Source organism: Arthrobacter sp. zg-Y20, assembly GCF_030142075.1.
GTDB lineage: Bacteria > Actinomycetota > Actinomycetes > Actinomycetales > Micrococcaceae > Arthrobacter_B.
Genome location: NZ_CP126241.1, coordinates 1,634,341 through 1,657,410, shown reverse-complemented (window position 1 = coordinate 1,657,410; position 23,070 = coordinate 1,634,341). Strand labels below are relative to the sequence as shown.

The 23,070-nt window shown below is 66.0% G+C and carries 26 protein-coding genes, 7 tRNA genes and 1 riboswitch; of the genes, 19 read left to right on the top strand and 14 right to left on the bottom strand.

Features of this window, described 5'->3' with window-relative positions; translation table 11 throughout:
* Positions 1–2: 2 nt before the first annotated feature.
* The 8 genes from pnuC to QNO06_RS07935 form a co-directional block, all read right to left on the bottom strand.
* Positions 3–686: a nicotinamide riboside transporter PnuC gene (gene pnuC, locus QNO06_RS07970; RefSeq protein WP_227911059.1), complete on the bottom strand. Its 684-nt coding sequence runs from the start codon at positions 684–686 to the stop codon at positions 3–5.
* A gap of 198 nt (positions 687–884) precedes the next feature.
* A riboswitch (FMN riboswitch) is annotated at positions 885–1,030 on the bottom strand.
* A 10-nt stretch (positions 1,031–1,040) separates the two neighbouring features.
* Positions 1,041–1,709 carry a ribulose-phosphate 3-epimerase gene (gene rpe / locus QNO06_RS07965; RefSeq protein ID WP_227911057.1) on the bottom strand — a complete coding sequence of 223 codons (669 nt, stop codon included), beginning with the start codon at positions 1,707–1,709 and terminating at the stop codon, positions 1,041–1,043.
* Positions 1,710–1,753: 44 nt separating this feature from the next.
* Positions 1,754–3,241: an RsmB/NOP family class I SAM-dependent RNA methyltransferase gene (locus QNO06_RS07960; protein WP_227911056.1), complete on the bottom strand. Its 1,488-nt coding sequence runs from the start codon at positions 3,239–3,241 to the stop codon at positions 1,754–1,756.
* Positions 3,238–4,173, bottom strand: coding sequence for a methionyl-tRNA formyltransferase (fmt, locus tag QNO06_RS07955; RefSeq protein WP_227911054.1), 936 nt, complete (start codon positions 4,171–4,173; stop codon positions 3,238–3,240). The genes QNO06_RS07960 and fmt overlap by 4 nt, the downstream gene beginning before the upstream one ends.
* A gap of 5 nt (positions 4,174–4,178) precedes the next feature.
* A complete protein-coding gene (def, locus tag QNO06_RS07950) occupies positions 4,179–4,793 on the bottom strand; it encodes a peptide deformylase (RefSeq protein ID WP_227911052.1) in 615 nt (204 codons plus the stop codon).
* 44 nt (positions 4,794–4,837) lie between these two features.
* Entirely contained in the window at positions 4,838–5,752 is a 915-nt protein-coding gene (locus QNO06_RS07945) for a PD-(D/E)XK nuclease family protein (protein WP_227911050.1), read from the bottom strand.
* Positions 5,753–5,841: 89 nt separating this feature from the next.
* Complete coding sequence (locus tag QNO06_RS07940) at positions 5,842–6,519, bottom strand: MBL fold metallo-hydrolase (protein WP_227911048.1); 678 nt, start codon at positions 6,517–6,519, stop codon at positions 5,842–5,844.
* A gap of 140 nt (positions 6,520–6,659) precedes the next feature.
* Positions 6,660–6,734: transfer RNA gene (locus QNO06_RS07935), tRNA-Val, on the bottom strand.
* Between the two features lie 255 nt (positions 6,735–6,989).
* Here QNO06_RS07935 and QNO06_RS07930 point away from each other — a divergent pair.
* The 7 genes from QNO06_RS07930 (at position 6,990) to QNO06_RS07900 (ending at position 8,277) form a co-directional block, all read left to right on the top strand.
* A tRNA-Gly gene (locus QNO06_RS07930) sits at positions 6,990–7,063 on the top strand.
* Positions 7,064–7,133: 70 nt separating this feature from the next.
* Positions 7,134–7,207, top strand: a tRNA-Cys gene (locus tag QNO06_RS07925).
* A 29-nt stretch (positions 7,208–7,236) separates the two neighbouring features.
* Positions 7,237–7,308: transfer RNA gene (locus QNO06_RS07920), tRNA-Val, on the top strand.
* A 27-nt stretch (positions 7,309–7,335) separates the two neighbouring features.
* Positions 7,336–7,409 (top strand) — tRNA-Gly (locus QNO06_RS07915).
* Between the two features lie 54 nt (positions 7,410–7,463).
* Positions 7,464–7,535 (top strand) — tRNA-Val (locus QNO06_RS07910).
* Between the two features lie 25 nt (positions 7,536–7,560).
* Positions 7,561–7,634, top strand: a tRNA-Gly gene (locus QNO06_RS07905).
* Between the two features lie 385 nt (positions 7,635–8,019).
* Positions 8,020–8,277 (top strand): antitoxin, encoded by a 258-nt coding sequence (locus QNO06_RS07900; protein WP_227911046.1) that lies wholly within the window; start codon positions 8,020–8,022, stop codon positions 8,275–8,277.
* Between the two features lie 80 nt (positions 8,278–8,357).
* On the opposite strand, the gene zapE is transcribed toward QNO06_RS07900, so the two are convergent.
* Positions 8,358–9,395 (bottom strand): cell division protein ZapE, encoded by a 1,038-nt coding sequence (gene zapE, locus QNO06_RS07895; RefSeq protein WP_227911045.1) that lies wholly within the window; start codon positions 9,393–9,395, stop codon positions 8,358–8,360.
* A 298-nt stretch (positions 9,396–9,693) separates the two neighbouring features.
* Here zapE and QNO06_RS07890 point away from each other — a divergent pair, with 298 nt between their 5' ends.
* Positions 9,694–10,782 (top strand): prenyltransferase/squalene oxidase repeat-containing protein, encoded by a 1,089-nt coding sequence (locus QNO06_RS07890; RefSeq protein WP_227911043.1) that lies wholly within the window; start codon positions 9,694–9,696, stop codon positions 10,780–10,782.
* Here QNO06_RS07890 and QNO06_RS07885 read toward each other — a convergent pair.
* Positions 10,775–11,671 carry a LysR family transcriptional regulator gene (locus QNO06_RS07885; protein ID WP_227911041.1) on the bottom strand — a complete coding sequence of 299 codons (897 nt, stop codon included), beginning with the start codon at positions 11,669–11,671 and terminating at the stop codon, positions 10,775–10,777. The two genes, QNO06_RS07890 and QNO06_RS07885, sit on opposite strands and share 8 nt — an antisense overlap.
* 174 nt (positions 11,672–11,845) lie before the next feature.
* Here QNO06_RS07885 and QNO06_RS07880 point away from each other — a divergent pair, with 174 nt between their 5' ends.
* Positions 11,846–12,745: a DMT family transporter gene (locus QNO06_RS07880; protein WP_227911040.1), complete on the top strand. Its 900-nt coding sequence runs from the start codon at positions 11,846–11,848 to the stop codon at positions 12,743–12,745.
* 7 nt (positions 12,746–12,752) lie between these two features.
* On the opposite strand, the gene QNO06_RS07875 is transcribed toward QNO06_RS07880, so the two are convergent.
* Positions 12,753–13,394, bottom strand: a complete 642-nt coding sequence (locus tag QNO06_RS07875) for a hypothetical protein (RefSeq protein WP_227911038.1) — start codon at positions 13,392–13,394, stop codon at positions 12,753–12,755.
* A 395-nt stretch (positions 13,395–13,789) separates the two neighbouring features.
* Here QNO06_RS07875 and QNO06_RS07870 point away from each other — a divergent pair, with 395 nt between their 5' ends.
* From QNO06_RS07870 to ybaK, 4 genes are all read left to right on the top strand, one after another.
* Positions 13,790–14,254, top strand: a complete 465-nt coding sequence (locus QNO06_RS07870; RefSeq protein ID WP_227911037.1) for a hypothetical protein — start codon at positions 13,790–13,792, stop codon at positions 14,252–14,254.
* Between the two features lie 84 nt (positions 14,255–14,338).
* Complete coding sequence (locus tag QNO06_RS07865; RefSeq protein WP_227911035.1) at positions 14,339–15,241, top strand: sulfurtransferase; 903 nt, start codon at positions 14,339–14,341, stop codon at positions 15,239–15,241.
* A gap of 28 nt (positions 15,242–15,269) precedes the next feature.
* Positions 15,270–15,734 (top strand): SufE family protein, encoded by a 465-nt coding sequence (locus QNO06_RS07860; protein WP_227911034.1) that lies wholly within the window; start codon positions 15,270–15,272, stop codon positions 15,732–15,734.
* A gap of 30 nt (positions 15,735–15,764) precedes the next feature.
* On the top strand, positions 15,765–16,274 hold the full coding sequence (ybaK, locus tag QNO06_RS07855) for a Cys-tRNA(Pro) deacylase (protein ID WP_227911033.1): 510 nt from the start codon (positions 15,765–15,767) through the stop codon (positions 16,272–16,274).
* 29 nt (positions 16,275–16,303) lie between these two features.
* Here ybaK and QNO06_RS07850 read toward each other — a convergent pair whose 3' ends face one another.
* Both QNO06_RS07850 and QNO06_RS07845 read right to left on the bottom strand, forming a co-directional pair.
* Entirely contained in the window at positions 16,304–17,032 is a 729-nt protein-coding gene (locus QNO06_RS07850; RefSeq protein WP_227911032.1) for a class I SAM-dependent methyltransferase, read from the bottom strand.
* Positions 17,033–17,109: 77 nt separating this feature from the next.
* Positions 17,110–18,432: an MFS transporter gene (locus tag QNO06_RS07845; RefSeq protein ID WP_227911031.1), complete on the bottom strand. Its 1,323-nt coding sequence runs from the start codon at positions 18,430–18,432 to the stop codon at positions 17,110–17,112.
* Between the two features lie 59 nt (positions 18,433–18,491).
* Here QNO06_RS07845 and QNO06_RS07840 point away from each other — a divergent pair, with 59 nt between their 5' ends.
* Positions 18,492–19,046 carry an ArsR/SmtB family transcription factor gene (locus tag QNO06_RS07840; RefSeq protein ID WP_227911029.1) on the top strand — a complete coding sequence of 185 codons (555 nt, stop codon included), beginning with the start codon at positions 18,492–18,494 and terminating at the stop codon, positions 19,044–19,046.
* Positions 19,047–19,157: 111 nt separating this feature from the next.
* Complete coding sequence (locus QNO06_RS07835; protein WP_227911027.1) at positions 19,158–19,688, top strand: GNAT family N-acetyltransferase; 531 nt, start codon at positions 19,158–19,160, stop codon at positions 19,686–19,688.
* A 69-nt stretch (positions 19,689–19,757) separates the two neighbouring features.
* Here the strand turns inward: QNO06_RS07835 and QNO06_RS07830 are convergent, their stop codons facing one another.
* Positions 19,758–21,020: an alpha/beta hydrolase family protein gene (locus tag QNO06_RS07830; protein WP_227911022.1), complete on the bottom strand. Its 1,263-nt coding sequence runs from the start codon at positions 21,018–21,020 to the stop codon at positions 19,758–19,760.
* Between the two features lie 94 nt (positions 21,021–21,114).
* Between QNO06_RS07830 and QNO06_RS07825 the strand changes: the two genes are divergently transcribed.
* The 4 genes from QNO06_RS07825 (at position 21,115) to QNO06_RS07810 (ending at position 23,061) form a co-directional block, all read left to right on the top strand.
* Positions 21,115–21,606 carry a hypothetical protein gene (locus QNO06_RS07825; protein ID WP_227911019.1) on the top strand — a complete coding sequence of 164 codons (492 nt, stop codon included), beginning with the start codon at positions 21,115–21,117 and terminating at the stop codon, positions 21,604–21,606.
* Between the two features lie 14 nt (positions 21,607–21,620).
* Positions 21,621–22,070 (top strand): peptide-methionine (R)-S-oxide reductase MsrB, encoded by a 450-nt coding sequence (gene msrB / locus QNO06_RS07820; RefSeq protein WP_227911018.1) that lies wholly within the window; start codon positions 21,621–21,623, stop codon positions 22,068–22,070.
* 10 nt (positions 22,071–22,080) lie between these two features.
* On the top strand, positions 22,081–22,629 hold the full coding sequence (locus QNO06_RS07815; RefSeq protein WP_227911016.1) for a flavin reductase family protein: 549 nt from the start codon (positions 22,081–22,083) through the stop codon (positions 22,627–22,629).
* A gap of 111 nt (positions 22,630–22,740) precedes the next feature.
* A complete protein-coding gene (locus QNO06_RS07810; protein WP_227911014.1) occupies positions 22,741–23,061 on the top strand; it encodes a ferritin family protein in 321 nt (106 codons plus the stop codon).
* The last annotated feature ends 9 nt before the right edge of the window (positions 23,062–23,070 follow it).

Sequence of the window (23,070 nt, the reverse complement as noted above, 5' to 3'; positions counted from 1 at the left end):
GGTCAGCGTGTCCGGGGATCAGGCATGAGGACTTCCACCTGGGGCTTTTCGTTCTTTTTAGCCTTCCACCATACAAAGAAGCCGGCCAGGGTAAAGCCGCCGTAGAAGAGGTACATAAAGGCGGTGGCGTAGTAACCGGCGCTGAAGAGCAACGGCACACCCACAATGTCCACAGCCACCCAGATCAGCCAGAACTCCACCCAGCCCTTCGCCATGCCGTAAGTGGCCAGCAGTGAGCCGACGAAGGTCCAGGCATCGGCCCAGACCGGTTCGTAGGAGCCCAGGCGGGCGAAGACCGGAGTGAGGGCCACGGTGCCGAGCAACATGATGACCACCAGCCCGATCCGCTCCCGGCCGGAGGCCCACTGCGGGGTCACGGCGGCGTCGCCGTTGGTTTTGCTCTGCTGCCAGCGCCGCCAGCCATAGATCGAGACAGCAACGAACATGATCTGCCGGCCGGCCTGGCCCAGCAGCGTGGCGGTGTCGGCGTCGCCGAAGATGGAGCCCAGGAACACTGTCAGCAGGAGCAGGTTGCCTACGATGCCCACCGGCCAGGCCCAGACCTTGCGCCGCATGCCGCCGAGGGCGCTGAGCAGTCCGAAAATGTTGCCGAGAAGTTCGCGCACCAGCAGCGAGCTTGAGCCCACCGGTATCTGTGCGTCAAAGAGCCACCGCAGAAAATCCATGTCGTCCTTTATCCCTAAGCTGCTGCTCCGGAGGGTACGACAGGCGTACGGCAGTGGGTGCGTCGCCGGCAGGACAACCCGAATGTGGCCAAAATCCGCGCCGGACCCGCTCAGTGGGGCCCGGAACGGACCCTTGCGCGGGGATCCCGAAACGGGTCCCCTTTTCAGGGTCGGCAAAGCCGGCGGAACAACAAACTGCACGTGCTTCTCCCATCCAGACTTTAACTGTCGGTATCGGAATTTCACCGATTCAACCGAACCGCTTCCCCGAGAAACTCGGTTCAGCAGTGCGGGTCGCGGACTATAACCGCCGGTTCGGAATTACACCGACCCCGGAGCACGTTTTGTTAGGAACTATTCTTGCACAGCTGCTTCGGCCGAAGCGCGCAGTTTACGGATAGCGTCATTAGGATCACCTGATCCGTAGACGGCGGACCCGGCCACAAAGACATTCGCACCGGCCTCGGCGGCCCGCTCGATGGTTTCCGCAGAGATTCCCCCGTCCACCTGGATGGCCAGCGGCAGGCCGGACCCGCGCACCGCGTCAGCGGCACGGCGGATCTTGGGCAGGGTGACGTCCAAGAACTTCTGCCCGCCGAAGCCCGGCTCCACCGTCATGATCAGCAACATGTCCAGTTCGGGCAGCATGTCCAGGTACGGTTCCACCGGGGTGGCCGGGCGCAGCGCCATCCCGGCCTTGGCACCGCGGTCCCGCAGGTCGCGTGCCAGCTTGATGGGCGCCGTCGAGGCCTCCACATGGAACGTGACCGAGGCCAGACCCGCCTCCGCATACAGCGGTGCCCAGCGGTCGACGTCGGAAATCATCAGGTGAGCATCCAGCGGCAGCTTGGACACCTGCTGGATCCGCTCCACCACGGGCAGACCGATGGTCAGGTTCGGTACGAAGTGGTTGTCCATCACGTCCACGTGGACGGCGTCGGCAGCGCTGATCCGCTCCAGCTCGGCTTCAAGATTGACGAAATCGGCCGAGAGGATGCTCGGGTTGATGCAGCACTTGCTCACGTGTGTCTCCCTGGCTAGGACTGGTTGGATCTTGCGGCGGCTGGCTAGATCTTGCGGCGGATGAGCGCCAGGAACATGGCGTCGGTCGCATGGATGTGCGGCCACAGCTGGGCGGTGGACTCATGTCCGGCCTCCAGCGCACCGGGCAGGCTGACCGCATCCAGGGCGGCACCGGCGTCGAGCAGTTCGAGGTCGTTGCGCTTGCGCATCACGTCGGAGACGACGGCGGTGGTTTCGGCCGGGTGCGGGGAGCAGGTCACGTAGGCCACCACACCGCCGGGCTTCACGGCGTCGACGGCGGTGGTCAGCAGTTCGCGCTGCAGGATGCCCAGTTCGCCGACGTCGCCGGGCTGGCGGCGCCAGCGCGACTCGGGCCGGCGGCGCAGGGCGCCCAGTCCGGTGCAGGGAGCGTCTACCAGGATCCGGTCAAAGGTTTCGGGGTAGTCCTCGGCAATGGTGCGGCCGTCCCCGGTGCGTACGTTCCAGGTCTCCCCCGGTACGGCTTCCAGGGCTTGCCGAACCAGCTGGGCACGGTGCGGGGCCGGTTCGTTGGCCAGCAGGACGGCGCCCTGTTCGTGGGCCAGGGCCGCGAGCAGCGCGGCTTTGCCGCCGGGGCCGGCACACATGTCCAGCCACTTCTCCACGCCGTCCTCATCGATGGAGGAACCGTCGAGTTTCAGTTCGGCCAGGGCCCGGGCCACCAGCTGGGAGCCGGCGTCCTGCACCCGCGTGGTGCCGGCGCGCACAGAGTCCAGGCGCCCGACGTCGCCGGCGGAGAAGAGCGCGGAATCCTTTACGAGTTCCCCGTCCACGGCGCCGGCTTTCCGGGCTTCGTCCAGATCTCCGAGGCCGGGCAGGGCCACCAGGTTCACTACGGGCGCGTCGTTGTCGGCACGCAGCAGGTCAGTGATTTCGTCCACGCTGCGCCCGTGCGCCACCAGGGACTGGCGCAGGGCGCGGACAATCCATTCCGGGTGGCTGTGTTCAATGGCGGAGCGCTTCACGGCGTCCGGTTCACCTTCGGTGAGCAGCTGGACCCAGTCCTCCATGCTGCGGGCCGAAACCTTGCGCAGCACGGCATTGATCAGGGCGGAAGGTCCGGCGCCGATGACGGCGCGGGCCAGGCCCACGGTCTGGTCCAGGGCAGCATGGGCCGGCACCCGCATCGCGAGCAGCTGGTGGACGCCGATCCGCAGGGCATCAAGCACTGCGGGATCCAGGCGTTCCAGCGGCCGGTCCACGCACTTGGCCAGGATGGCGTCGTAGGTGCCCTGGCCGCGCAGCGCGCCGTAGGCCAGCTCAGTGGCGAACCCGGCGTCGCGCTTGTCCAGGCGGTGCTTGCGGATGCTCTTGGGCAGCACCAGGTTGGCGTAGGCGTCCTCACCGGAAACCGCGCGGAGCACCTCGAAGGCCACCAGCCGGGCGGGATCGGCAGCACGGGTGCGCTGGCCGGGTGCTGCGGCGGTGCGGGTCTTCACAGCGGCGCGGCGGCGTTCGTGGCCCTTTTCGTTACGGGAATTCTGGGAGGTCATTCGAAGACCACGTCCTCACGGTTGGCGAGGCCGCGGGCCCAGTCGGCCCCCGGCATCATTTTCTTGCCCGCAGGCTGTACCCGCAGCAGTTCCAGGGCGTGCGATCCGGTGCCCACCAGGGCGGCAGCGCTGCCGCCGCCGCTGAATCGGACCTGGCCGGGGAGCAGGTCTGTGACGTCGGGGCGCAGGGCTGCGGCGCCGATCTTGAACCGGGCGCCGTCCCAGCCGGTCCAGGCGCCGGGTTCGGGGGTGACGCCGTTGATCCTTCGGCGGATAGCCAGGGCGGGCTGCTGCCAGTCCACGCGGGCATCGTCGATGGTCAGCTTGGGAGCCAGGGTGATGTCACCCTGCTGCGGGACGGCGACGGCGGCACCGGCGTCCACGGCGCTGAGGGTCTGGGCCAGGAGCACCGCACCGGAGTGCGAGAGCCGTTCCAGCAGGTCTCCGCTGGTGTCCTCCGGCCGGACGGTTTCGGTCATGGTGCCGTACACCGGGCCGGTGTCCAGACCGGTTTCCAGCAGGAAGGTGGAGGCACCGGTGACATCGTCTCCGGCAATCACGGCGTGCTGCACGGGAGCGGCTCCGCGCCAGGCCGGCAGCAGGGAAAAGTGCAGGTTGATCCAGCCGTGCCGCGGCACGGTCAGGGCCCGGGCCGGAACCAGGGCGCCGTAAGCAACAATGGCTGCGACGTCGGGCTCCAGGGCGGCGATGGCGGCAATGGCTTCATCGTCCACCTTGGATGCGCGGATCACCGGCAGGCCCAGCTCCTGGGCACGGGCGGCCACCGGCGACGGGGTCAGGACCTTCTTGCGGCCCAGCGGTGCGTCGGGCCGGGTCAGGACGCCAACAACGTCGAACCCGGCCTCCACGAGGGCATCCAGGGACGGCACGGCCACCGACGGGGTGCCGGCGAAAAGAACTCGAAGCGCCACGCGGACTAGGCCCCTGCCTTGGCGCCGGACCCGAAGGACCCGCCGCCAAAGGAGCCAGCACCAACCGAACCCCCGCCGAAGGAGGACCCGACGCTCTGCGCACGCTCGCTGACGGTGCGTGCGGCCACGGCGTCGTATTCACGCTGGCGGATGGCACGCAGTGCTTCCTTGCGGTCCTCGCCCTCGAGCCGGTCAATGTACAGGGAGCCGTTCAGATGGTCGGTTTCGTGCTGGAAGCAGCGGGCAAGCAACCCTTCGCCCTCGATGCTGATCGGGTTGCCGTGCAGGTCTACTCCGGTGACGCGAGCCCAGCGGAAGCGCGGTGCCCGGTAGCCGAGGCCGGGAATGGACAGGCAGCCCTCCAGCTGCTCTTCCTGCCGGTCTTCGCTCAGTTCCAGGACGGGATTGACCACGTGGCCCGACTGGCCGCCCACACGGTAGGTGAAGACCCGCAGGCTGACGCCCACCTGCGGCGCGGCCAGGCCGGCGCCGTCGACGTCCTCCATGGTTTCCTCCATGTCCGCTACCAGCTTGGCCAGTTCCGGGCCAAAATCGGTGACGTCTTCGGCCCGGGTCCGAAGGACCGGGTCGCCGAGGGTGCGGATAGTGAGGATGGCCATCGGGTGTTCGTTCCTTACTGTTGCTGCTTGGGATCGAATCCAGTCTAGTTGGCTCCGCCGCCCGCCGGGACGGCCGAGGGCTGGATGGGGGCCTCCGGTGCCGGAGCAGCGTGCGCACCAACCGGCGGCGGCGGCACGGGAAGCAGTGCCCGGCCCGCCCCGATGGCATCCATGCTGGTCTGCCAGACCCGCCGCAGGGCGCAGAACTTGAACCAGTGCTGCGGCAGTACCGCGGGGTTGGCGCGCATGGGCCGCACCTCGGTCTGCCCCACGGCGACACCGAGCAGCAGCGGTTCCTGTCCGTAAGCCCAGGGCTCCCAGGTGCCGGCGCCGGCGTCGACCAGGGATTCCTGCGCCTTCATGCCGGCCACCAGCTGCATCACCACCTTGTCATCCAGCGGCTTCACCTGGCCGTCCCGGTCCGTCTTTTTGGTTTTGTAGTCGATCAGGCACAGCCGTCCGCCGATCCGCGCCACCAGGTCCAGGGTCCCGGCGTAACCAACCTCGGCGTTCCAGACGGTGATCTCGGGAGCGATGGGCTGGACCTCGTAGAGTTTCCACCACTCATCGAACCGGTCCGCGAACTGGTGCTCGCCGCGCGAGGCCAGGTCTTCCCTGGCACGTTCCAACTCATGCGGGCGGTCCAGGGCCCGAAGGGCAACCTGCTCGGCGTAGAAGTGCACGCGCGTGCCCCGCTCGGCCGCGGCGTCGCGGTAGCGTTCAGAGGCGGAGGAAGCATCCTTGACCACGCCGCGCAGCGCGGAAGGGTTCCCCAGGGCGGCACTGAGCTTGGGATCCTTGACGACGGCGGAGGCCGCCATGTAACTGTGCCAGCCGTCCAGGGAGGTGGAGCCCTGGGCGATCACCGTAGTAATAGAGGGCACCGTGGGCGGCTCCGAGAGCGACCGCGAGTACATCCGTCCGTATTCGGTAGCGTGTGCCAATGCTGGTTCAGTCATGTTTCCAGTCTGCCACCCGGCGGTGACACTCCGGGTTCAGGGGCTGCCGGGACGGACCTTGTGTCCGGACCGCCTCATGCAGCTGGCCTCTACCGTGTGCCCCCGGCCCGAACGCGGTTGATCACTGCGTCCACCCGGCTGCGGATCTCCGCCCTGGTGCCGGCCAGTGCGAACGGAGGGCCGTCGTCGGTGGTCCCCCACGGTACAAGGACATCGAAATCGAGCTCACGGACCAGTGCCAGGCTGTCGAGGTAGGCCTGCCGCAGCGAGGGGTCCAGGACCACGGCCTTCCATTCGCCGTGCTCAATCCAGAGGAAATCTCCGGTGAACAGGAACCGACCGTTGCCGCTGTCCCATAAATAGCTGGCGGTGCCGGCTGTGTGGCCCGGTGTCGGAATCACTTCCAGGTCGCCGTCGATCATTTGCCGGTCCTCGAACACGCCGGCTACCTCCATGGCGGAAGCCACCTCGGCCCGGTCTCGGGAGTGCACATATACCGGCACATCCAGCCCCGGAGCGCCGTACATGGCTTCATGGGCGTGATTGATCAGCAGCCGGACTGCACCGCCCAGCTCCTCAATGGCTTGATGCGCGCTGCCGATCCCGGGCGAGTTGTAGATGATCACGTTGCCCGCGGGCCGTTGGAGCAGATAGGAACGCAGCAGCACATTGTCCTGATAGGGCAGGCGGGCAGTTGGCGTGGCCAGCAGCCCCTTCAGGAGATTTTCCAGCTGGCTGGTCTCCGGCTGCGGCATCGGCTGCGGCATCGCGCCCCTTCGTCCCGGTGGTGTCCAGTGGTCCAGGTTTCTGTTCCGACTGCACAGCATGCGCCTGCCGGACGGGATATGGAAGCGCCCAGACACAAAAAAGGCCGCCACCTTCCCGTAAGGAAAGTGACGGCCTGTGCTGGTGGGCGATACTGGGTTCGAACCAGTGACCTCTTCGGTGTGAACGAAGCGCGCTACCACTGCGCCAATCGCCCAGCTTTTGCTGTTTTTTTTCTACTTCTTGTCTATTTCTTGTTCTGTTGCCTGCCGGTGTGCCCGTAAGCACTCCAACGAGTAAAGAGCCTAGCCCAGATCCGGCGGGAGTCCAAACCGTCTCAGGATCCGCACCGCAACCAGTGCCGATTGGACGAACCCGCAAACGTCCTATAGAGTTTTTCTTCGTTGGAAAGCGGGGGTTCGCCGCGGAAAGCGCAAGCGTTCCGAGGCAAATAACCCCTAACTTCTTCAATGCGGACGTAGCTCAGCTGGCTAGAGCACCACCTTGCCAAGGTGGATGTCGCGGGTTCGAATCCCGTCGTCCGCTCGCAAGTCACTGTACAAGCCGCTCCTGGTTCTCCCGGAGGCGGACAGCCAAAGCTTCACGCGGCGGTTACGGTGGGGTGGCCGAGAGGCGAGGCAGCGGCCTGCAAAGCCGTATACGCGGGTTCGAATCCCGTCCCCACCTCCACAGTGGATTGCAGCAAAACCCATTTATGGGCGCGATTGGCGCAGCGGTAGCGCGCTTCCCTGACACGGAAGAGGTCACTGGTTCGATCCCAGTATCGCGCACGACAGTACTGTTTTCAGTGCTTTCTTGCGGACGTAGCTCAGCTGGCTAGAGCACCACCTTGCCAAGGTGGATGTCGCGGGTTCGAATCCCGTCGTCCGCTCTCCCTGCTGCCTTTGGTTTTCCAGGAGTAATCCTGAACGGGCCGGGCAGCCGGGCGCGATTGGCGCAGCGGTAGCGCGCTTCCCTGACACGGAAGAGGTCACTGGTTCGATCCCAGTATCGCGCACGGACAGTTTCGACTGTCTACATTTGCGGACGTAGCTCAGCTGGCTAGAGCACCACCTTGCCAAGGTGGATGTCGCGGGTTCGAATCCCGTCGTCCGCTCTCCCCCGGTTTTCAGGCCGGAAAAGAAGGAACAGGTTTTCGCCTGTTCCTTCTTTCGTTTAAGCGCTTCCGAGGGGTGCCAATCCCTGCGCTGTGTCCGCACTGCTGTGCCTTGTGTACAGCAGATGCGGTGCCGGCCTCATCTCCCGTACAGCAGACGCCCCCTGAAGCAGCATTTGCCCGCATCAGCTGTACACAAGGCATACCGCCTGAGCCGGCCTGTCGACCCTGCCGACCCCCCGCCGCGAGTTCCCCCCCCCCCCGCCTAGGCGCCGGGGATGAAAAATTGCGCCCACAAAATAAACCCTTGGCCGCTCCAGCGCCACGGCCTACCATGGAGGGGAACGGGAAACGAGCGGGTTTCCCCTGTGAAAGGAGGTGATCCGTGTCTGTATTTGACGAGCTCAAGGGCAGGGCCGGAGAGCTGAAGGGCAAGGCCGCCGGATTTGTGGGCGAGAACGCCGACAAGATCAAGGGCGGAATCGATCAGGCCGGCAACTTCGTGGACCAGAAGACGGGCCACAAGTACTCCAGCAAGATTGATGGCCTCCAGAGCAAGGTTTCCGAAGCGGTTGATAAGACCAACCGCGGCAAGGAGCCGGGAACCGGCAACGGTCCCGGACAAACCCCTCCGGTCCAGTAAGTCTTACGAGCACGACAAGAAGCGCCGGTCCCGCCGCGAGGCGGCACCGGCGCTTCCGCGTTTAATTGCTGGGAATCTTGCTAGGAATCCTCGCCGGTCTGACCTTCCCGGGCCAGTGCGGTCAGGCGGGAGACTGCACGGAAATACTTCTTCATGTACCCGCCGGCCATCATTTCCGTCGTGAACAGCTGGTCAAACGGCACGCCGCTGGCCAGGATCGGCACGTCCTTGTCATACAACCGGTCCGCGAGGACCACGAAGCGCAGCGCCACCGACTGCTCGGTGATGGTCTGTACGTTCCGCCAGACGACGGCGTCGATACCGTCGATCAGCTGCCGGTAGCGGCTGGGGTGGACGCTGGACAGGTGCGCGATCAGCTCGGAGAAGTCATCGGCTGCCACGGTCTTGCCGCTGAACTCGGACTCCATCCGCTGCTCCAGCTCGGCGTCGTCCAGCGGCGCCGGGGACTCGGGCAGGCCGCGGTGGCGGTAGTCCTCGCCGTCGATGCGGACTACATCGAACTGGTCGGCCAGGACCTGGATTTCGCGTTGGAAGTCGACGGCGGCAAAGCGTCCCTCCCCCAGCGAGCCCGGCAGGGTGTTGGACGTGGCTGCGAGCTTGACGCCGGCGTCGGCCAGTTCCCGCATCAGCCGGGACATGAGCACGGTGTCTCCCGGATCATCGAGCTCGAACTCGTCAATGCAGACCAGCTTGTAGGTGCTCAGGGCGTCCACGGTTTTGCGGAAGGACAGTGCGCCTACCAGGTTGGTGTATTCCACGAACGTGCCGAAGGCCTTCGGGCCCTCCACCGCATGCCAAAGCGAGGCGAGGAGGTGGGTCTTGCCGACGCCGAATCCGCCGTCGAGGTAGAACCCGGCCTTGGTCTCGGGCTTTTTGCCGCCGAAGAACTTCCGGAATCCGCTGGGCTCGGGGGTGTCGACGTCGGCTGCAAAGGAGCGCATGGCGTCCACGGCTTTCGCCTGCGAGGGCTGCGCCGGATCGGGCCGGTAGGAATCAAAGGACACGCTGCCGAAGCGCGGCGAGGGGAAGAATCCCTGCAGCAGTTCGTTTACGGATACCTGGGGAGTCCGTTCTGTCAGGTGCTCCAGTTGTGCCACTGCGTGCTGTCCGTCCGTTTCGTGCCCTGCCGGCAGGGGTCTGCCGGTTCTGATGCTCTTTGGGTGGCGGCATTTCGCCGCCCTGCAAACGATACGCCAACGCGCCCGTGAATGAGATTTGCAAGCCCTGGTGCACCCCGATCCCTATCCACGAGGGCAGCCCGACGCCCTTCTTCTCACGGTCGCGTAAACGCCGCGCACCGGCACGAGCGTCAGTGGTGAGGACATTCAGGGGTATCCGCGAAGTCCGATGCCTTGGGCTCTTTATTGCGTGATCGCCTTCGAATACGATTCCGCCGTGGAATCTTCGCCAAAGAAGTACGAAGCCGATCTCTCACGGACGCCGCGAACGGATGATCCGGTCGTGGAGTGGTTATTGCAAGGCGATCCGGCCATCCGGTGGCAGGTGTTACGCGACCTTCTCGACGCCTCCCAGGATGAGGTGGACGCTGAACGGGCGCGGGTGGAGCACGCAGGGTGGGGCGCCGGGCTGCTCGCAAGGCGTGCCCCTGACGGACGGTGGGCGGACGGGGCCTGCTTCCCGGATACCGCAGCGTTCGCCGAGAGTACGGCGCGGGCCCTGGCCGGCGGGGAACCACCGCCGCCGTTCCCTGCCGCCTTTGCAGAACCGACGCCGGGCGCACAACCGGGCGTGCAACCGGAGCAACCGTGGACCGCTACCTACCCGGTGCTGCTGGACCTGTGCCATCTGGGCGTACCACCGGACAGCGCGGTGATGCAGGAGACAGCGCAGCTGGTCGCCGACAACTGCAGGTGGGAATACGACGGATTGCCGTTCTTCGCCGGGGAAGTCGACTGCTGCATCAATGCCGGTACTATCCTGATCGGCATCTACTTGGGCGTCGACGTCGAGCCGGTGGTGCAGCGGCTCCTTGCGGACCAGATGCCCGACGGCGGCTGGAACTGCTGGGCCGAGACACGTCCGGCACCAGGATCCTTTTCCAGCACCCTTGATGTGGTGGACGCTTTACTGCGGTGGGCGCGGCACACCGGTGGATCCGACGAGGTCCACCGGGCACGCCATGACGGCGAGGAGTACCTGCTTCAACGCTCCCTGTTCCGGTCCTTGCGCACCGGCGAGGTGGTGGACCCGCGATGGCTTCAGTTCTCCTATCCTCCTCGCGGGCACTATGACCTGCTCAAGGCGGCGAGCTACTTCGCCCTGCGCGGCGGACCGGCCGATCCGCGGCTGGCTGAAGCGATCGACCATATCCGTGCGAAACGCCAGCCGGATGGACGGTGGCTGCTGGAGAACACCCACCCCGGCGCGGTCCACTTTCGCTTCGAAGGACCCGACGGCACGCCGAGCCGGTGGAACACCCTGAGAGCCTTGCGGGTTCTGCGCTGGTACGACGCAGCTAGTTAGAGAACGGAATCCGTCGAAGGGCGTCAACGACCTGCAGGACTGCCACCCGCTGGAGTGCTTCAGGCCGGCAGAGGATATCCACGCGCCGTGCCAGCGGCAGGTCGTGGATCGGTTTGAGGACAATCCCGCTGCCTGGCGGCGGGGCTGCGGTGTGGCGCGGCATCAGCGAGACGGCAGAACCGGCGGAGACAATCGCTGCCGCAATGAAAAACTCGTTGATCCGGTGCGTGACATCAAGGGGTTGCCCGGCGTGAACAGCAAGTGCCTGCAGGGCAGACGTCAGCGGAAAGCCGTCCTGGACTGACACCCATTCTTCAGTGATGAGGTCGGCGACGCTGACGCTTGGCTCAATGGCGAGAGGGTGTGTCTCTGACATTGCGACGTCGAGGGGCTCCCGAACCAGCGGCAGGACGGTGATGGATTCGGGCCATGGCGGGCTGTGCTCAAGGCGGTGGGCAATGACCACGTCGTAATCGGCGGCCAGGGCGGGAAAGTCTTCCTGGCCCACATCCCGGTCATGGCAGATTAGCCGCGGGCTATCCTCACCGGACAGCGCTTGAAGCAGGGGCCCGAAGTAGGTCAGGCCGGCGCTGTTGAAGCCGCACAGGTTCACCGTCGCGCGGGGGTCCTGGAGGTAATGGCTGACGGCCTGCTCGGCAGAACGCATGGCGACGCTGACATCAACGGCGGCCCGGGCCAGGGCCTGGCCGGCGCCGGTCAGGACAAGGTTCCGTCCCCGCCGCTCCGTCAGGGGAACCTCTGCCCGGCGCTGCAGCGCCGCCAATTGCTGCGACACGGCGGATGCGGAGACATGGAGCGCGCGGGCAACTGCGGCAAGGCTGCCTCGCTCACCCAATTCCCGAAGCAGCTGTAACTGATGCAGATCCATAAGGCAAACCTAAACCATCAGTTCATCAAATGCCCTCTCGTCTTATCTTTCCATTGCCATAAGACTGGTCAGGTGACCTTCCCCTCCCCGCGTCCCGCCCGGCGAATCCAGCCCGCCCGGCGAATCCGGACTGAACCGCGACGCCTGTTGTTTTCGCTACTTTCTGCGCGCAGGGTGGATCTCCTACTCCTGATGGTCGCTGTCGTGTGGGGCAGCAGTTATCTTGCAGCCAAAACCCTCACCGAGACAGTCGGCGTCACCGTCATCCTTTCCCTGCGCTTCCTGATCACCACGCTGGCCCTGGCACTCATCTGGCTGGTCGGGAACCGCCGTCGGCCCGGTCGCCGCGAGACGCTCGTCGGCGTGGTCCTGGGCCTGACACAGGCCGCGGTACTTCTCCTGGAAACCCAGGGAATCTCCGGTACCAGTGCCACGAATGCCGGGCTGATCATCAGTCTCGTGATTGTGTTTACCCCCGTCACGGAGAGCCTCGCCTTCCGCGTGCCGCTGCCCCGCATGGTCTTCGTGGCGGGGGTGGTGGCAGTGGTAGGTGTATGCCTCCTTGTCTCCGGTGACGGATTCGCTGCTCCGACGCTGGGAGACCTGCTTGTGCTGGCCGCCGCCGTCGTGCGGTCAATCCACGTCACCGCCGTCTCCGGCCTCACCCAGGGACGCGGTCACAGCGCACTGAATCTGACCCTGATGCAAAGTGCGGTCTGCGCCGTCGTATATAGCGCAGCCGACCACCAAGGTGTGCTCGAGGCAGTGCGCAGCTTCGACGCCGGTGAATGGATGGGTGTGCTCTACCTGGGGCTGGCATGCAGCGTGTTCGCATTCCTCGTCCAGACCTGGGCCATCCAGCAGACCTCGGCGTCGCGGGCCAGCCTCCTGATGGGCACCGAACCTATCTGGGCCGTCCTCATCGGAATTACCATAGGCCGGGAAGCCCTTCCGCTGCCGGGCATCGCCGGTGCCGCACTCATCATCACCGGCACGTACCTGGGGCTGAGGTCCGAGACACGCCACCGCGCAGCGACGTCTCCAGCGAAACTCGACGCCGTCGGGACGCCGTGATCGCACTTCAACGGTTCGTCTTTAGCCGGTACCCGAGCACTGCAGCTGCTGCCAAAAGTGCAGTACCTAACCGACTGAGCCCTTCTTCCCACCAGCTATCGGTCTGGACGCCTGCGGCGAGGCCGACAGTCAACGTCAATACTCCGACCAGAACCATCACGATCAGCAAACGTCTGGCTTTCCGCCGTCCCGCCGCCGTCAACGGCTTCGGCGCAGTCTGCTCCTTGGAGTCCTCTCGCTCAAAGAGCAGAAACAACACGGAAGCAAAGAGGACTGCGAACATCGTCTGCAGCAGGAAAGGCCATTCTTCATCACCAGTCGTCGAGAATTGGACGGCGAGTACTATCAGCATTCCTGCAACCGAAATGGCCAGTGAAGCAACAAGTATGAGTCGCTTGCGGTCCCGCGCGAAAACGATCGGTTGACCTTTCGACCGGCCTCTTATGACCCATGCCCCACCGATGGCCGTGGCGCAGCCCCACGCAAAGAAGATCCAGGAAGTGACGGCTTCGCCGCCGGTCCCCTGGATCGCCCGGCTGAAGCTTGCATACACGCATATCAGGCTCAGCCCCAGCGTCAGGCTGCCGCACAGGATCCGTAACGGCGCTTCGCCCGGCTTCCTGCCGGTACGGACCGAACCATGTGTCATCGCAGCCTCCGCGGTCGCAGTAGTTCACCTTGCAGTGCATACTACTCACCGCCTGCTTCTAGCTGCCTCCGTGCCTGGAGCTGCGCACAGTGCTACTGCTTGGCCGGTTGGGGCTCGGCTCACGGCCTAGCGTATTGGCGCGACGACCGATCGGGAACCATAGGCTCGGGCCGGCGAACGGGAAGGCAAGCACCGCGAGCACCCACACTGACCGTGCCCCGGCGGTGAGGTGGGATGCAAGCATTACCGTCCCCCTTTTTTCGGGCCGGAGCGACTCTCGAGGCACACCTGCGGCCGGCCAGGCAGAATCGGAACGTTGGGCCGGCCAGACAGGGCCGGAACGTTGCCCTCCGTCATGTCTGGACGCCGGCCGAAACGCAGCCAATACTCGACACATGACCCCTCGGCGCACCGCGAGCCCAAATGCGGACAGCCCGCGCATCCGCGCTGAACGGACCCTGATAGGCCTGGAGTTCGGCACAGCCGCTGCTGCCTTCGGCGGCGGAATCCTGCTGGCCGTCCGGCCCGACGGCGCGTTCCTCCACGCGGATCCGCATGTGCTGCGGCGGACCCCGTTTACGGACTGGCGGCTGCCCGGCCTGCTCCTGGCCGCCGGGTGCGGCGGCGGATACCTGGCCACCGCAATCCTCCAGCTGCGCCGCCACCGGTCAGCCCGGCCGCTGGGAGTGGCGGCCGGCCTCAGCCTGATCGGATTGGAAGCCTGGGAAACCGCCTACGTCGAGTTCCAGCCGCTGGAGGCCGTGTTCGCCGTCGTCGGCGCTGCAGTTGCAGTGCTGGCGCTGCGCGTCCCCACCGGCCGTCCGGCACTGCGCCTCCCGACCGGGACGTCCCCGGGTTAGGCGGGCATTGGAAGTTTTCGCCTCCCGGCGTCGTTAGGCTTAGAAGGAGCCAATATTCAAAAGCCTAGGAAAGAAGTTTTGCGTATGTCGATCGCCGCTGACAGCAACCCCAAGTTCGCCGCCTACGCCCACCCGGAGCGGTTGGTGTCGACGGACTGGTTGGCGGAACACCTGGACAAGCCGGATAACCTGGTGGTTCTGGAATCCAACGAGGACATCCTCCTCTACGAAACGGGCCACATCCCCGGCGCCCGCAAGATCGACTGGCACACCGACCTCAACGACGCCGACACCCGCGACTTCGTGGACGGCGAGGCCTTCGCGCAGCTCATGTCCCGCAAGGGCATCACCCGCGACTCCACCGTGGTCCTCTACGGCGACAAGAGCAACTGGTGGGCCGCCTACGCCCTGTGGGTCTTTACCCTGTTCGGCCACGAGGATGTCCGGCTGCTCGACGGCGGCCGGGACAAGTGGGTTGCCGAAGGCCGCCCCATGACCACGGACAAGGTTTCCGTGCAGCCCACCGATTACCCCGTGGTGGAGCGCCGCGACGAAGAGATCCGCGCGTTCCTGCCCGACGTCGTCCGCCACCTGGGCAAGGGACCGCTGATCGACGTGCGCTCCCCCGCCGAATACACCGGCGAACGCACGCACATGCCCGACTACATGGATGAGGGCGCCATGAAGGGCGGGCACATTCCCACCGCGAAGTCCGTACCGTGGGGCAAGGCCGCCGCCGAAGACGGCACGTTCCGCAGCCGCGACGAGCTCGAGGCCCTCTACAAGGACGGGGCGGGCCTGCAGGAGGGCGACGACGTCGTGGCCTACTGCCGCATAGGCGAACGTTCCAGCCACACCTGGTTTGTCCTGAAGCACCTGCTCGGTTTCGAGTCCGTACGCAACTATGACGGATCCTGGACCGAGTGGGGCAACGCCGTGCGCGTGCCGATTGCCCGCGGTGAAGAACCCGGCAACGCACCCCGCTGATTTCCACCGCATAAAGAGAGATTTCCCCATGACCGCAACACCCGAAACCGCCATCCCGGACTCCTTGGCCGAAATCGTCGACGACTTCCAGGCAATGGAGGAAGCCGAGCGGCTGGAACTGCTGCTGGAATTCTCCCGCAGCCTGCCCGAGCTGCCCGCGGAAATCGCCGACCGGCCCGAACTGATGGAGCAGGTAGTGGAATGCCAGTCGCCGGTGTTCCTCAGCCTGGATGTGGACGACTCCCCCGAACACCTGGTGTCCCTGTTCTTCAAGGCGCCGCCGGAAGCACCCACTACCCGCGGGTTCGCCAGTGTCCTGTACGAAGGCCTGAACGGACTGCCGGCAGCGCAGATCCTGGCCGTGCCGGCCGATGTTCCGGACCGGCTGGGGCTCACCCGGGCCATCACCCCGCTGCGCATGCGCGGGATGTCCGCCATGCTGGGACGTATCAAGCGCCGGCTCGCTGAACACGAAAAGCTGAACCAGGCGTAGGTTTCACCGGCACAGCAGGAGGGCAGCACCATGGCGGGCAACCGGGACAAGAACGCGGGCCGGAGCGCGACGCCGGCCACGCGTCTGCTGGACCACGGCAAGGTTCCGTACACCGTGCGTCATTACGAGCACGACGCCGGTGCGCCCTCCTATGGACTGGAAGCGGCGGAGAAGCTGCAGCTGCCGCCGGAATCCGTGTACAAAACCCTGATGGTGGATCTGGGCGGACACCTGGCCGTGGCCATGGTGCCGGTGGCGCTGAACCTGGACCTGAAGAAATTCGCCGCGCTGATGGGTGCCCGCAAAGCCGTGATGGCGGACCGCCACGAGGCGGAGAAGCGCACCGGCTACGTGGTGGGCGGGATATCCCCGCTGGGCCAGAAGCACGCCTCCCCCGCCGGCATCGACTCGCGCGTCGAGCTGCTGGACACCGTGTATGTGTCCGGCGGCCGGCGCGGCCTGCAGATCGGCCTCTCCCCGTTTGACCTGATCCGGCTCACGCACGCCGTCTCTGCCCCCATCGCGGCCGCCCCGGCCTGAGGCCGCCTGTCTCGGGCTGCGGCCGGTGCCTAGCCCTTCCGCAGATGGTGCAGGGCGTAGCCGTAACTGAGCCGGGACCGCTGCGGATCGGCTTCCAGCCATGCGTCGGCGGTCCCGTTCGGGAACTCCATCCGCACGACGTCGGCCAGCTCTTCCGGGCGGTCGAAGGTCCAGCTGCTCATCACCCGCGTGGTTGATGCACCGTGTTCCGCCCACCAGGACGCGATGTAGTCGCCCTCGCCCTGGCCGGCTGCCGCGTTGGCCGCCTCGAGCAGGTCCGCGAACTCGCCGTCGTCCTGGTCATTGTCGATGACCACCAGGGACCCGCCGGGCCGCAGCACCCGCAGGACCTCCGCCAGCCCAGCCGAGCAGTCATTCTGAGGCGACGGAAAAAAGTACGCAAACCGGGCATGGACTACGTCCACCGAACTGTCCGGAAGCGGGATGTGCTCCGCCGAACCATGCAGCACTGAGGCGCCGCCGGCCTGTGCCCGTGCCGCTGCCAGAAGCTCCGGATCGGGTTCGACGCCGATCACCGAGGCCGCCTGTTCCGCATACCGGGGCAGCCAGAACCCGGTGCCGCAGCCCAGGTCAAGGATGATGCGGCCCGCCCAAGGCGCGAGACGGGACAGGGCCGCCCATACATACTCCTCCCGGTCCAGGGCACGGTTCTCGATTTCGTACAGGTCCGGATGCAGGCCCTGGTTCCAAGCCCGGAAAAAGTCGGCAGGCATTCCGGCCCGGTCATGATTCAGCATTGGTTACTCTTCGGCATTGGCTCCCCCATTGGTGCTGCTTTTCCACCGAAGATACAGGCCTGACGCCGGGTGCCCGGCTATGGATGACCGTCCGGCAGGTCCCGCATTGCGCGCAGCGGTGACAGGACCAGCGGCAGGAACGCGAGGCACGCGAGGACCCCGGCAATCCAAAGGGCCGGCCGCGCTCCGTAGACCTGGCCCAAAACCCCGCCCAGAACCGCTCCTACAGGCTGGGTTCCCCACACCAGGAACCGCATGGTGGCATTCATCCGGCCGAGCAGCCGGTCGGGAGTCAGCCGCTGGCGGAAACTGACCTGTGCAATGTTGTAGACAACGGTGCCGCAGCTTGCGACCCCAAGGCCCGCTGCTCCGAGCCAGACCGTCCAGCCTTGGCTGGCTGCGGGCCACAGCAGCGCGAAAGGCGCCGTTGCCGCTACCGACATCCAGATGGAGCGGCCTTCGCCGAGCCATGCGGTCACCCGCTTCGCGGCCAGCGCACCCAGCAGGCCGCCCACGCCCAGCAGCGAGAACACGATTCCCATTTGCCCCGAGCCCAGTCCCAAATCGCGGGGCAGGAAAAAGATCAGCATCGCCATGTAGGCGGAGAAAGCCAAGTTGAACAGGCCGCTGGATCCGGCGACGGCTCGCAGCAGCGGGTTGCCCAGGACAAAACGAAGGCCCTCCGCGATGTCGGCACCGAGCCTTGAACCGGGATCCCGCACCGGCCGGGCCTGCGGCTTCCGGATCCGGAAAACGAAGAGCGCTGACAGCCCCATGGCCAGGGCATCCAAGGCCACGGCGAAGGGGGCGGTAAGCCATGCGATGAGCTGCCCGGCCGCAGCGGGGCCGCCCAGCTGGGCGACGGATCGCACGGTCTCCAAGCTGGCATTGCCTTCCACCAGCCTGCTGCGGCCAATCAGCTGCGGAAGGTAGCTTTGGTACGCCACGTCGAAGAACACGCTGAAGATTCCGGTCACCAGGGCCACGGCGTAGAGCTGCCAGATGGACAGCACCCCCAGCCACCAAGCCAGCGGAATGGTCAGCAGGACCACAGAACGGATGACGTCGGAAGAGACCAGTACGTGCCGGTAGCGCAGCCGGTCCACCCAAACCCCGGCGGGCAGTCCGACCAGCAGGAAAGCCACGGTGCTCACGGCAGCAAGCACGCCTGCCTCCAGTTCGCTGGCGTCCAATGACAGGACGGCTACCAGCGGAAGTGCCAGGCCGGAGATCTCCTGCCCGAATCTGCTCAGCGCCGTGGAGTAGAAGAGGTTGCGAAAGTCGTGCTCCCGCAGGATCCCCCGGCCGCCCTTGCCTGCGGGGCTACTCTCCGTGACCTCTGCTGCGCTCTTCTCCGTCACCGCACTCTTGTCCGTCCCTGCACTCTTCTCCGTCGTCATGCGATTGACTTTGTGCAATCGATTGAGTTTTGTCAATAGCCCTCTGATATTCTGCCCGCATGACGAAAGAGAGCCGCCAGGCCCCGCGGCGGCCGGCCAGCGAGGAAGAAGCCAAGGCCCTCGCCTCCGCAATACGGTTCCGGATCCTCCGGCTGTGCCTCAAGGAGCAGCTGACCAACAAGGAAATCGCCACCCGGCTGGGGGCCAATCCCGCCACGGTGCTCTACCACGTCCGCAAGCTCGTCTCCGCGGGTTTCCTCGAGGCGCAAGAGGGCCGGTCCGGGCCCAGCGGAGCCTATGAAGTTCCCTATCTGGCCACGGAAAAGTCCTGGAAACTGGAGTTGGACGGGCATGATCTCGATGTTCGCGGCGCAGTAGTCGGTGCCTTCGTCGATGAAATGGAGCAGGTCCCGGCGTCGGCGGAGGTCATGATTTCCCGGCTGGGGGTCCGCCTCACCAAGGCGGGGCATGACCGGTTCGTGGACCGGGTAATGGGCATCCTGGAGGAGCTCAAGGCGGAGGAAGCCGAAGCCGAAGAGGAAGCGGACAGCACCAGGTATTCCATCTTCCTGGCCGTGCATCCCGAGAACAGGGCTCCCGCCGTAGAAGAGTAACCGTGGTGACCGGTACGCCGTCGTCGCGCTTTCCTCCGCGCGAGGCCGCGCCGGACGCCGTCTGACGGACCGCACTGGCGCTAATGGTCTTTTCCATTGTTGAATACACGGATGCCTACCGCTGAGATACGCCGCGCCACAGAAACCGACATGCCGGCCCTCGGTGCAGTGCATGTCGCTGCATGGCAGTGGGCGTACCGCGGTTTGATGCCGGACACCGTGCTGGACGCGATGGATGCCGACCGCAGGGCCGAAGGCTGGACACGGCTGGTCCGGGAAGGAACCGTCCCGCAGCCGCACGTGGCCGTGATCAGTCTGGAAATGGTCGGGTTTTCCCACGCAGGCACCAGCCGCGACCACGACGCCGGCCCGCAAACCGGAGAGGTCACCTCCCTGTATCTGCGCGAACACCACGTGGGCACCGGATTAGGGCGCCGTCTCTGGGAATCAGCACTGGATCAGCTGCGCGGCAGCGGACACACCGAGGTCAGCGTGTGGGTGCTGGAGACAAACGTCCGCGGCCGGCGCTTCTATGAACGGATGGGGCTGGTCCCGGACGGCTCCGTCAGAACCGAAGTCCTCAACGGATCACCGCTAGCTGAGGTGCGCTACCGCGCACCGCTGGCGGGAACAACGCACTAAGCCGGCTGCCCCGGGGCCCGGGCCGCCGGGGCTCGGAGCCCGGTCCCCGATCCCCCGCTACTTCCCCGGCTATTCCCCCGTACGGTGCTCCGCGGGGTGCCGGGTGCGGCCCAGGGCGCTGTTCAGCCAGCCCAGCACCACACGCTCCCAGCGTTCGGGATCCACGTTGTATTCCTTGGTGTGTCCGGCCTGGGTGAAGGGCTCGAAAGTGATGACTTCCGGGTTCTTCTCCGCCAGTTCGGCTGACGGACCGTAGGGCACGAAGTCGTCATCCTTGCTGTGCAGGATCAGGGTCGGGATCCGGATTTCCTCTGCGCGGGTGACCCAGTCCATGCTCTTGAGGTCCAGCGGAGCGGCCAGTCCGGTCAGCGCCCGGCCGGCGGCGTTGGAGATCAGCCACTGTCCCAGCCGCCCGGCCTGCGCCGGAATCCGGTTCACCCTGGCGTGGTGCGCCAGCACATCCACCCAGTTGATCACCGGCCCGTCCAGCACCATGGCACGGATGTAGCGGCTCAGCGGTGATCGGTCTGCAGCCTGCAGGCTGATCGCCCCTCCCATGGACCAGCCGAACAGGACGACATCCTTGGCACCGTTCTCCAGCGCGTACCGGATGGCGGCCTCGACGTCGTGCCATTCGGTGTGCCCCAGACCGTAGCGGCCATCCGCTGCGTAAGGGGCCTCGCCGTCGTTGCGGTAGGAGATCAGCAGGCTGCTCAGCCCGGCTTCACGCGCGGTGCGCACAGCTCGCAGGCACTCGGTGCGCCGCGCGCCCCGGCCGTGGACCATGACAGCCCAGGTCTCCGCCCCGGGGGTGCGCACCAACCAGGCCGGAGCGGTCCCGTTCTCCAGCGGGATCTGCACTTCTTCTTCGGGCATCCCGACGGCGGCCGGCGAGGGATAAATGGAACCGCTCCACCAGCCGCGCCGGGCCTTGGTGAGGTCACCACTGTAGACCTCTTCGACGTCGCGCTGCACGGTGCCCTCACGCGGCACGTAGGAGCGGATGGCACCGATCCGGGCGTGCCCTTCGCCGTTGTCGAAGTACAGGCTGTATGTCCCGTCCACGGTGGTATCCGCGTTGGCCGGGAGGATGACCTGGCGTCCGTGCTCGCTCTCGGTCACGGCCAGGATCTCCAGGTTCGAGTCGCGGGTGCGTGCCGGGGTCACCACCTGGCGGGCGAAGTAAACGCCCAGGCCCGACGCCGCCGCCACCACCGCAGTTGATGCCACCGCACCTATTCCGGCCCCGAAAGCGGTCCAGCGGACCCAGGGAACCACGGAGCGTACCGCAGCAGAACCGGCAGGAACTTCAGTAGGAACGGAGATAGCCATAAGACTATTCTTACCGACGCTGACGCCCTGCCGCGCATCGAGGCCGCGCCGCGCCGAGCCGTGCCGGAGCGGCGGGCATATTAGGCTGGTGGCCATGACCTCGACAATTGTGGTGCTGACCGAAGAATCGCTGGTTCCCGGCGACATTGAAAACCTGCGTGCCCTGGCCGGTGATACCCCCACCCGCTTTGAGGTGCTGGTCCCGGCCGATCCGGGCCGGAACCTGCTGGTGGACGTGCTGGACAACCTGAGCCTGCTGGAATTCTCCGCCGCGTTCAAGAACCTCACCGGTGACCGGCCCTCCAAGGCCGACGAGGTGAAAGCCGCCGTCACCGAACTGGCCGAATCGCTGGAACTGATGCAGGCCTCCGGCCTGGAAGCCACCGGCACGGTCACCGGCGAGGAGCCGGTGACCGCCGTCGTCGAAACCGCCAAGCGTACGCAGGCGGATCAGGTGGTGGTTATCACCACCCCGCACGCCATCGAAGACACCTTCCGCACCGACTGGGCCAACGAGGCCCAAGACCGGCTGGGCGTGCCGGTACTGCACCTGTACAGCGGCTCGGGATTTATTGGCGACTCTTAAGCGTTGACGCGGATATGACTACCGAAGAGAACGCCGGAACCATCCCGGTGCAAAAGTCCGACGAGCAGTGGCGCGAGGAACTGTCCCCCGAGGAATTCGCCGTCCTGCGCAAGGCCGGCACCGAACGGCCCTACACCGGCGAATACTGGGACACCAAGACCGCCGGCGTGTACCAGTGCCGGGCCTGCGGCAGCGACCTGTTCACCAGCAACGAGAAGTTCGATTCGCACTGCGGGTGGCCGTCCTTCTTCGCCCCGCTGGCCGAGGGCAAGGTCCGCTACCTGCACGACCGCAGCATGGGCATGGACCGCATTGAGGTCCGCTGCGCCAACTGCGACTCGCACATGGGCCACCTGTTCGAGGGCGAAGGCTTTGATACGCCCACCGACCAGCGGTTCTGCATCAACTCCATTTCGGTGAAGCTGGTACCGGGCGACGGCGCCGGCAGCACCACCGAACCGTAAAGGACCGGCGTTGGAGTACGGAGTTTTCCCGGCCGACCCCGTAAAGGGGCCGGACATCCCGGACGAGGCAACGAACCGGTACCGGGAGCTGAGCGCGGACATTGCCTCCGGCGTCGGCGTGGTCTCCACCCGGCTGCGCGGGCGTGACTATGCCGCCACCGTCAGCGGTTTCCTCTCCGTCTCCTACGACCCGCCCACCCTGCTGGTGAGTCTCTACGCCGAGGCCCGCATCGCAGAGGCAGTGGTCGACGCCGGCAGCTGGGCCCTGAGCCTGCTGCCGGCACGTCTGCGCGGCACCGCCAACTGGCTCGCCAGCCCCGGCTCGCCCCTGGAGGGGCTGCTCAACCAGGTTGACTACGGCCGCGGACCGGAAACCGGCGCCGCCGTGATTGAGGGCTCCGTTGCCTGGTTCGAGGTACGCACCACGCAGGTGACGACGGCGGCCACCCACCTGCTCATCGTGGGCGAAGTGGTATCCATGGGCCGGCGCGCGTCCGCCGACGACGAGGCGGACCCGCTCGTCCACTTTGCAGGCGCCTACGCCCGGTTGGGCCGCTGAACCCGCCCGACCATTGTTTCCGGCCGGACCCAAACGTAACCTCGATGGACGGGGGAAACGTTCCGCTCACCGCTCAGAGGGTGCGGAACCACCGGTCCTGAGGAGATGCAAATGGGCACAGATCAGTACCATGAGCCGCCGTCTGAACTTCCCGCGGAAACCCGCACCTTTACCCGCATGTGCGCCAGCCTCAGTGAAGAAGCCGAAGCCATTGGCTGGTACGTGCAGCGGATGGCCGTTGAACCCGACGCCCAGTCCCGGGCCATCATGCTTGATTCCCTCGGCGAAGAGTTCAAGCACTTCAGCATGGAACTGGAGTTCCTGCTCCGCCGCACTCCCCTGTGGCGTGAAATAGCCCAAGGGATCCTCTTCACCGAGGGCGACATAGTCCGGCACGGAGAGGACTCCGAGGCCGAGGCCACCGGAGACTAGCCCGCCCGA

Coding starts and splice junctions, on each gene's coding strand:
- pnuC (WP_227911059.1), bottom strand. CDS start 686: ATGGATTTTCTGCGGTGGCTCTTTGACGCACAGATACCGGTGGGCTCA.
- QNO06_RS07960 (WP_227911056.1), bottom strand. CDS start 3,241: ATGACCTCCCAGAATTCCCGTAACGAAAAGGGCCACGAACGCCGCCGC.
- def (WP_227911052.1), bottom strand. CDS start 4,793: ATGGCCATCCTCACTATCCGCACCCTCGGCGACCCGGTCCTTCGGACC.
- QNO06_RS07945 (WP_227911050.1), bottom strand. CDS start 5,752: ATGACTGAACCAGCATTGGCACACGCTACCGAATACGGACGGATGTAC.
- QNO06_RS07940 (WP_227911048.1), bottom strand. CDS start 6,519: ATGCCGCAGCCGATGCCGCAGCCGGAGACCAGCCAGCTGGAAAATCTC.
- QNO06_RS07885 (WP_227911041.1), bottom strand. CDS start 11,671: ATGGATCTGCATCAGTTACAGCTGCTTCGGGAATTGGGTGAGCGAGGC.
- QNO06_RS07875 (WP_227911038.1), bottom strand. CDS start 13,394: ATGACACATGGTTCGGTCCGTACCGGCAGGAAGCCGGGCGAAGCGCCG.
- QNO06_RS07870 (WP_227911037.1), top strand. CDS start 13,790: ATGACCCCTCGGCGCACCGCGAGCCCAAATGCGGACAGCCCGCGCATC.
- QNO06_RS07865 (WP_227911035.1), top strand. CDS start 14,339: ATGTCGATCGCCGCTGACAGCAACCCCAAGTTCGCCGCCTACGCCCAC.
- QNO06_RS07860 (WP_227911034.1), top strand. CDS start 15,270: ATGACCGCAACACCCGAAACCGCCATCCCGGACTCCTTGGCCGAAATC.
- ybaK (WP_227911033.1), top strand. CDS start 15,765: ATGGCGGGCAACCGGGACAAGAACGCGGGCCGGAGCGCGACGCCGGCC.
- QNO06_RS07850 (WP_227911032.1), bottom strand. CDS start 17,032: ATGCTGAATCATGACCGGGCCGGAATGCCTGCCGACTTTTTCCGGGCT.
- QNO06_RS07845 (WP_227911031.1), bottom strand. CDS start 18,432: ATGACGACGGAGAAGAGTGCAGGGACGGACAAGAGTGCGGTGACGGAG.
- QNO06_RS07840 (WP_227911029.1), top strand. CDS start 18,492: ATGACGAAAGAGAGCCGCCAGGCCCCGCGGCGGCCGGCCAGCGAGGAA.
- QNO06_RS07835 (WP_227911027.1), top strand. CDS start 19,158: ATGCCTACCGCTGAGATACGCCGCGCCACAGAAACCGACATGCCGGCC.
- QNO06_RS07830 (WP_227911022.1), bottom strand. CDS start 21,020: ATGGCTATCTCCGTTCCTACTGAAGTTCCTGCCGGTTCTGCTGCGGTA.
- QNO06_RS07825 (WP_227911019.1), top strand. CDS start 21,115: ATGACCTCGACAATTGTGGTGCTGACCGAAGAATCGCTGGTTCCCGGC.
- msrB (WP_227911018.1), top strand. CDS start 21,621: ATGACTACCGAAGAGAACGCCGGAACCATCCCGGTGCAAAAGTCCGAC.
- QNO06_RS07810 (WP_227911014.1), top strand. CDS start 22,741: ATGGGCACAGATCAGTACCATGAGCCGCCGTCTGAACTTCCCGCGGAA.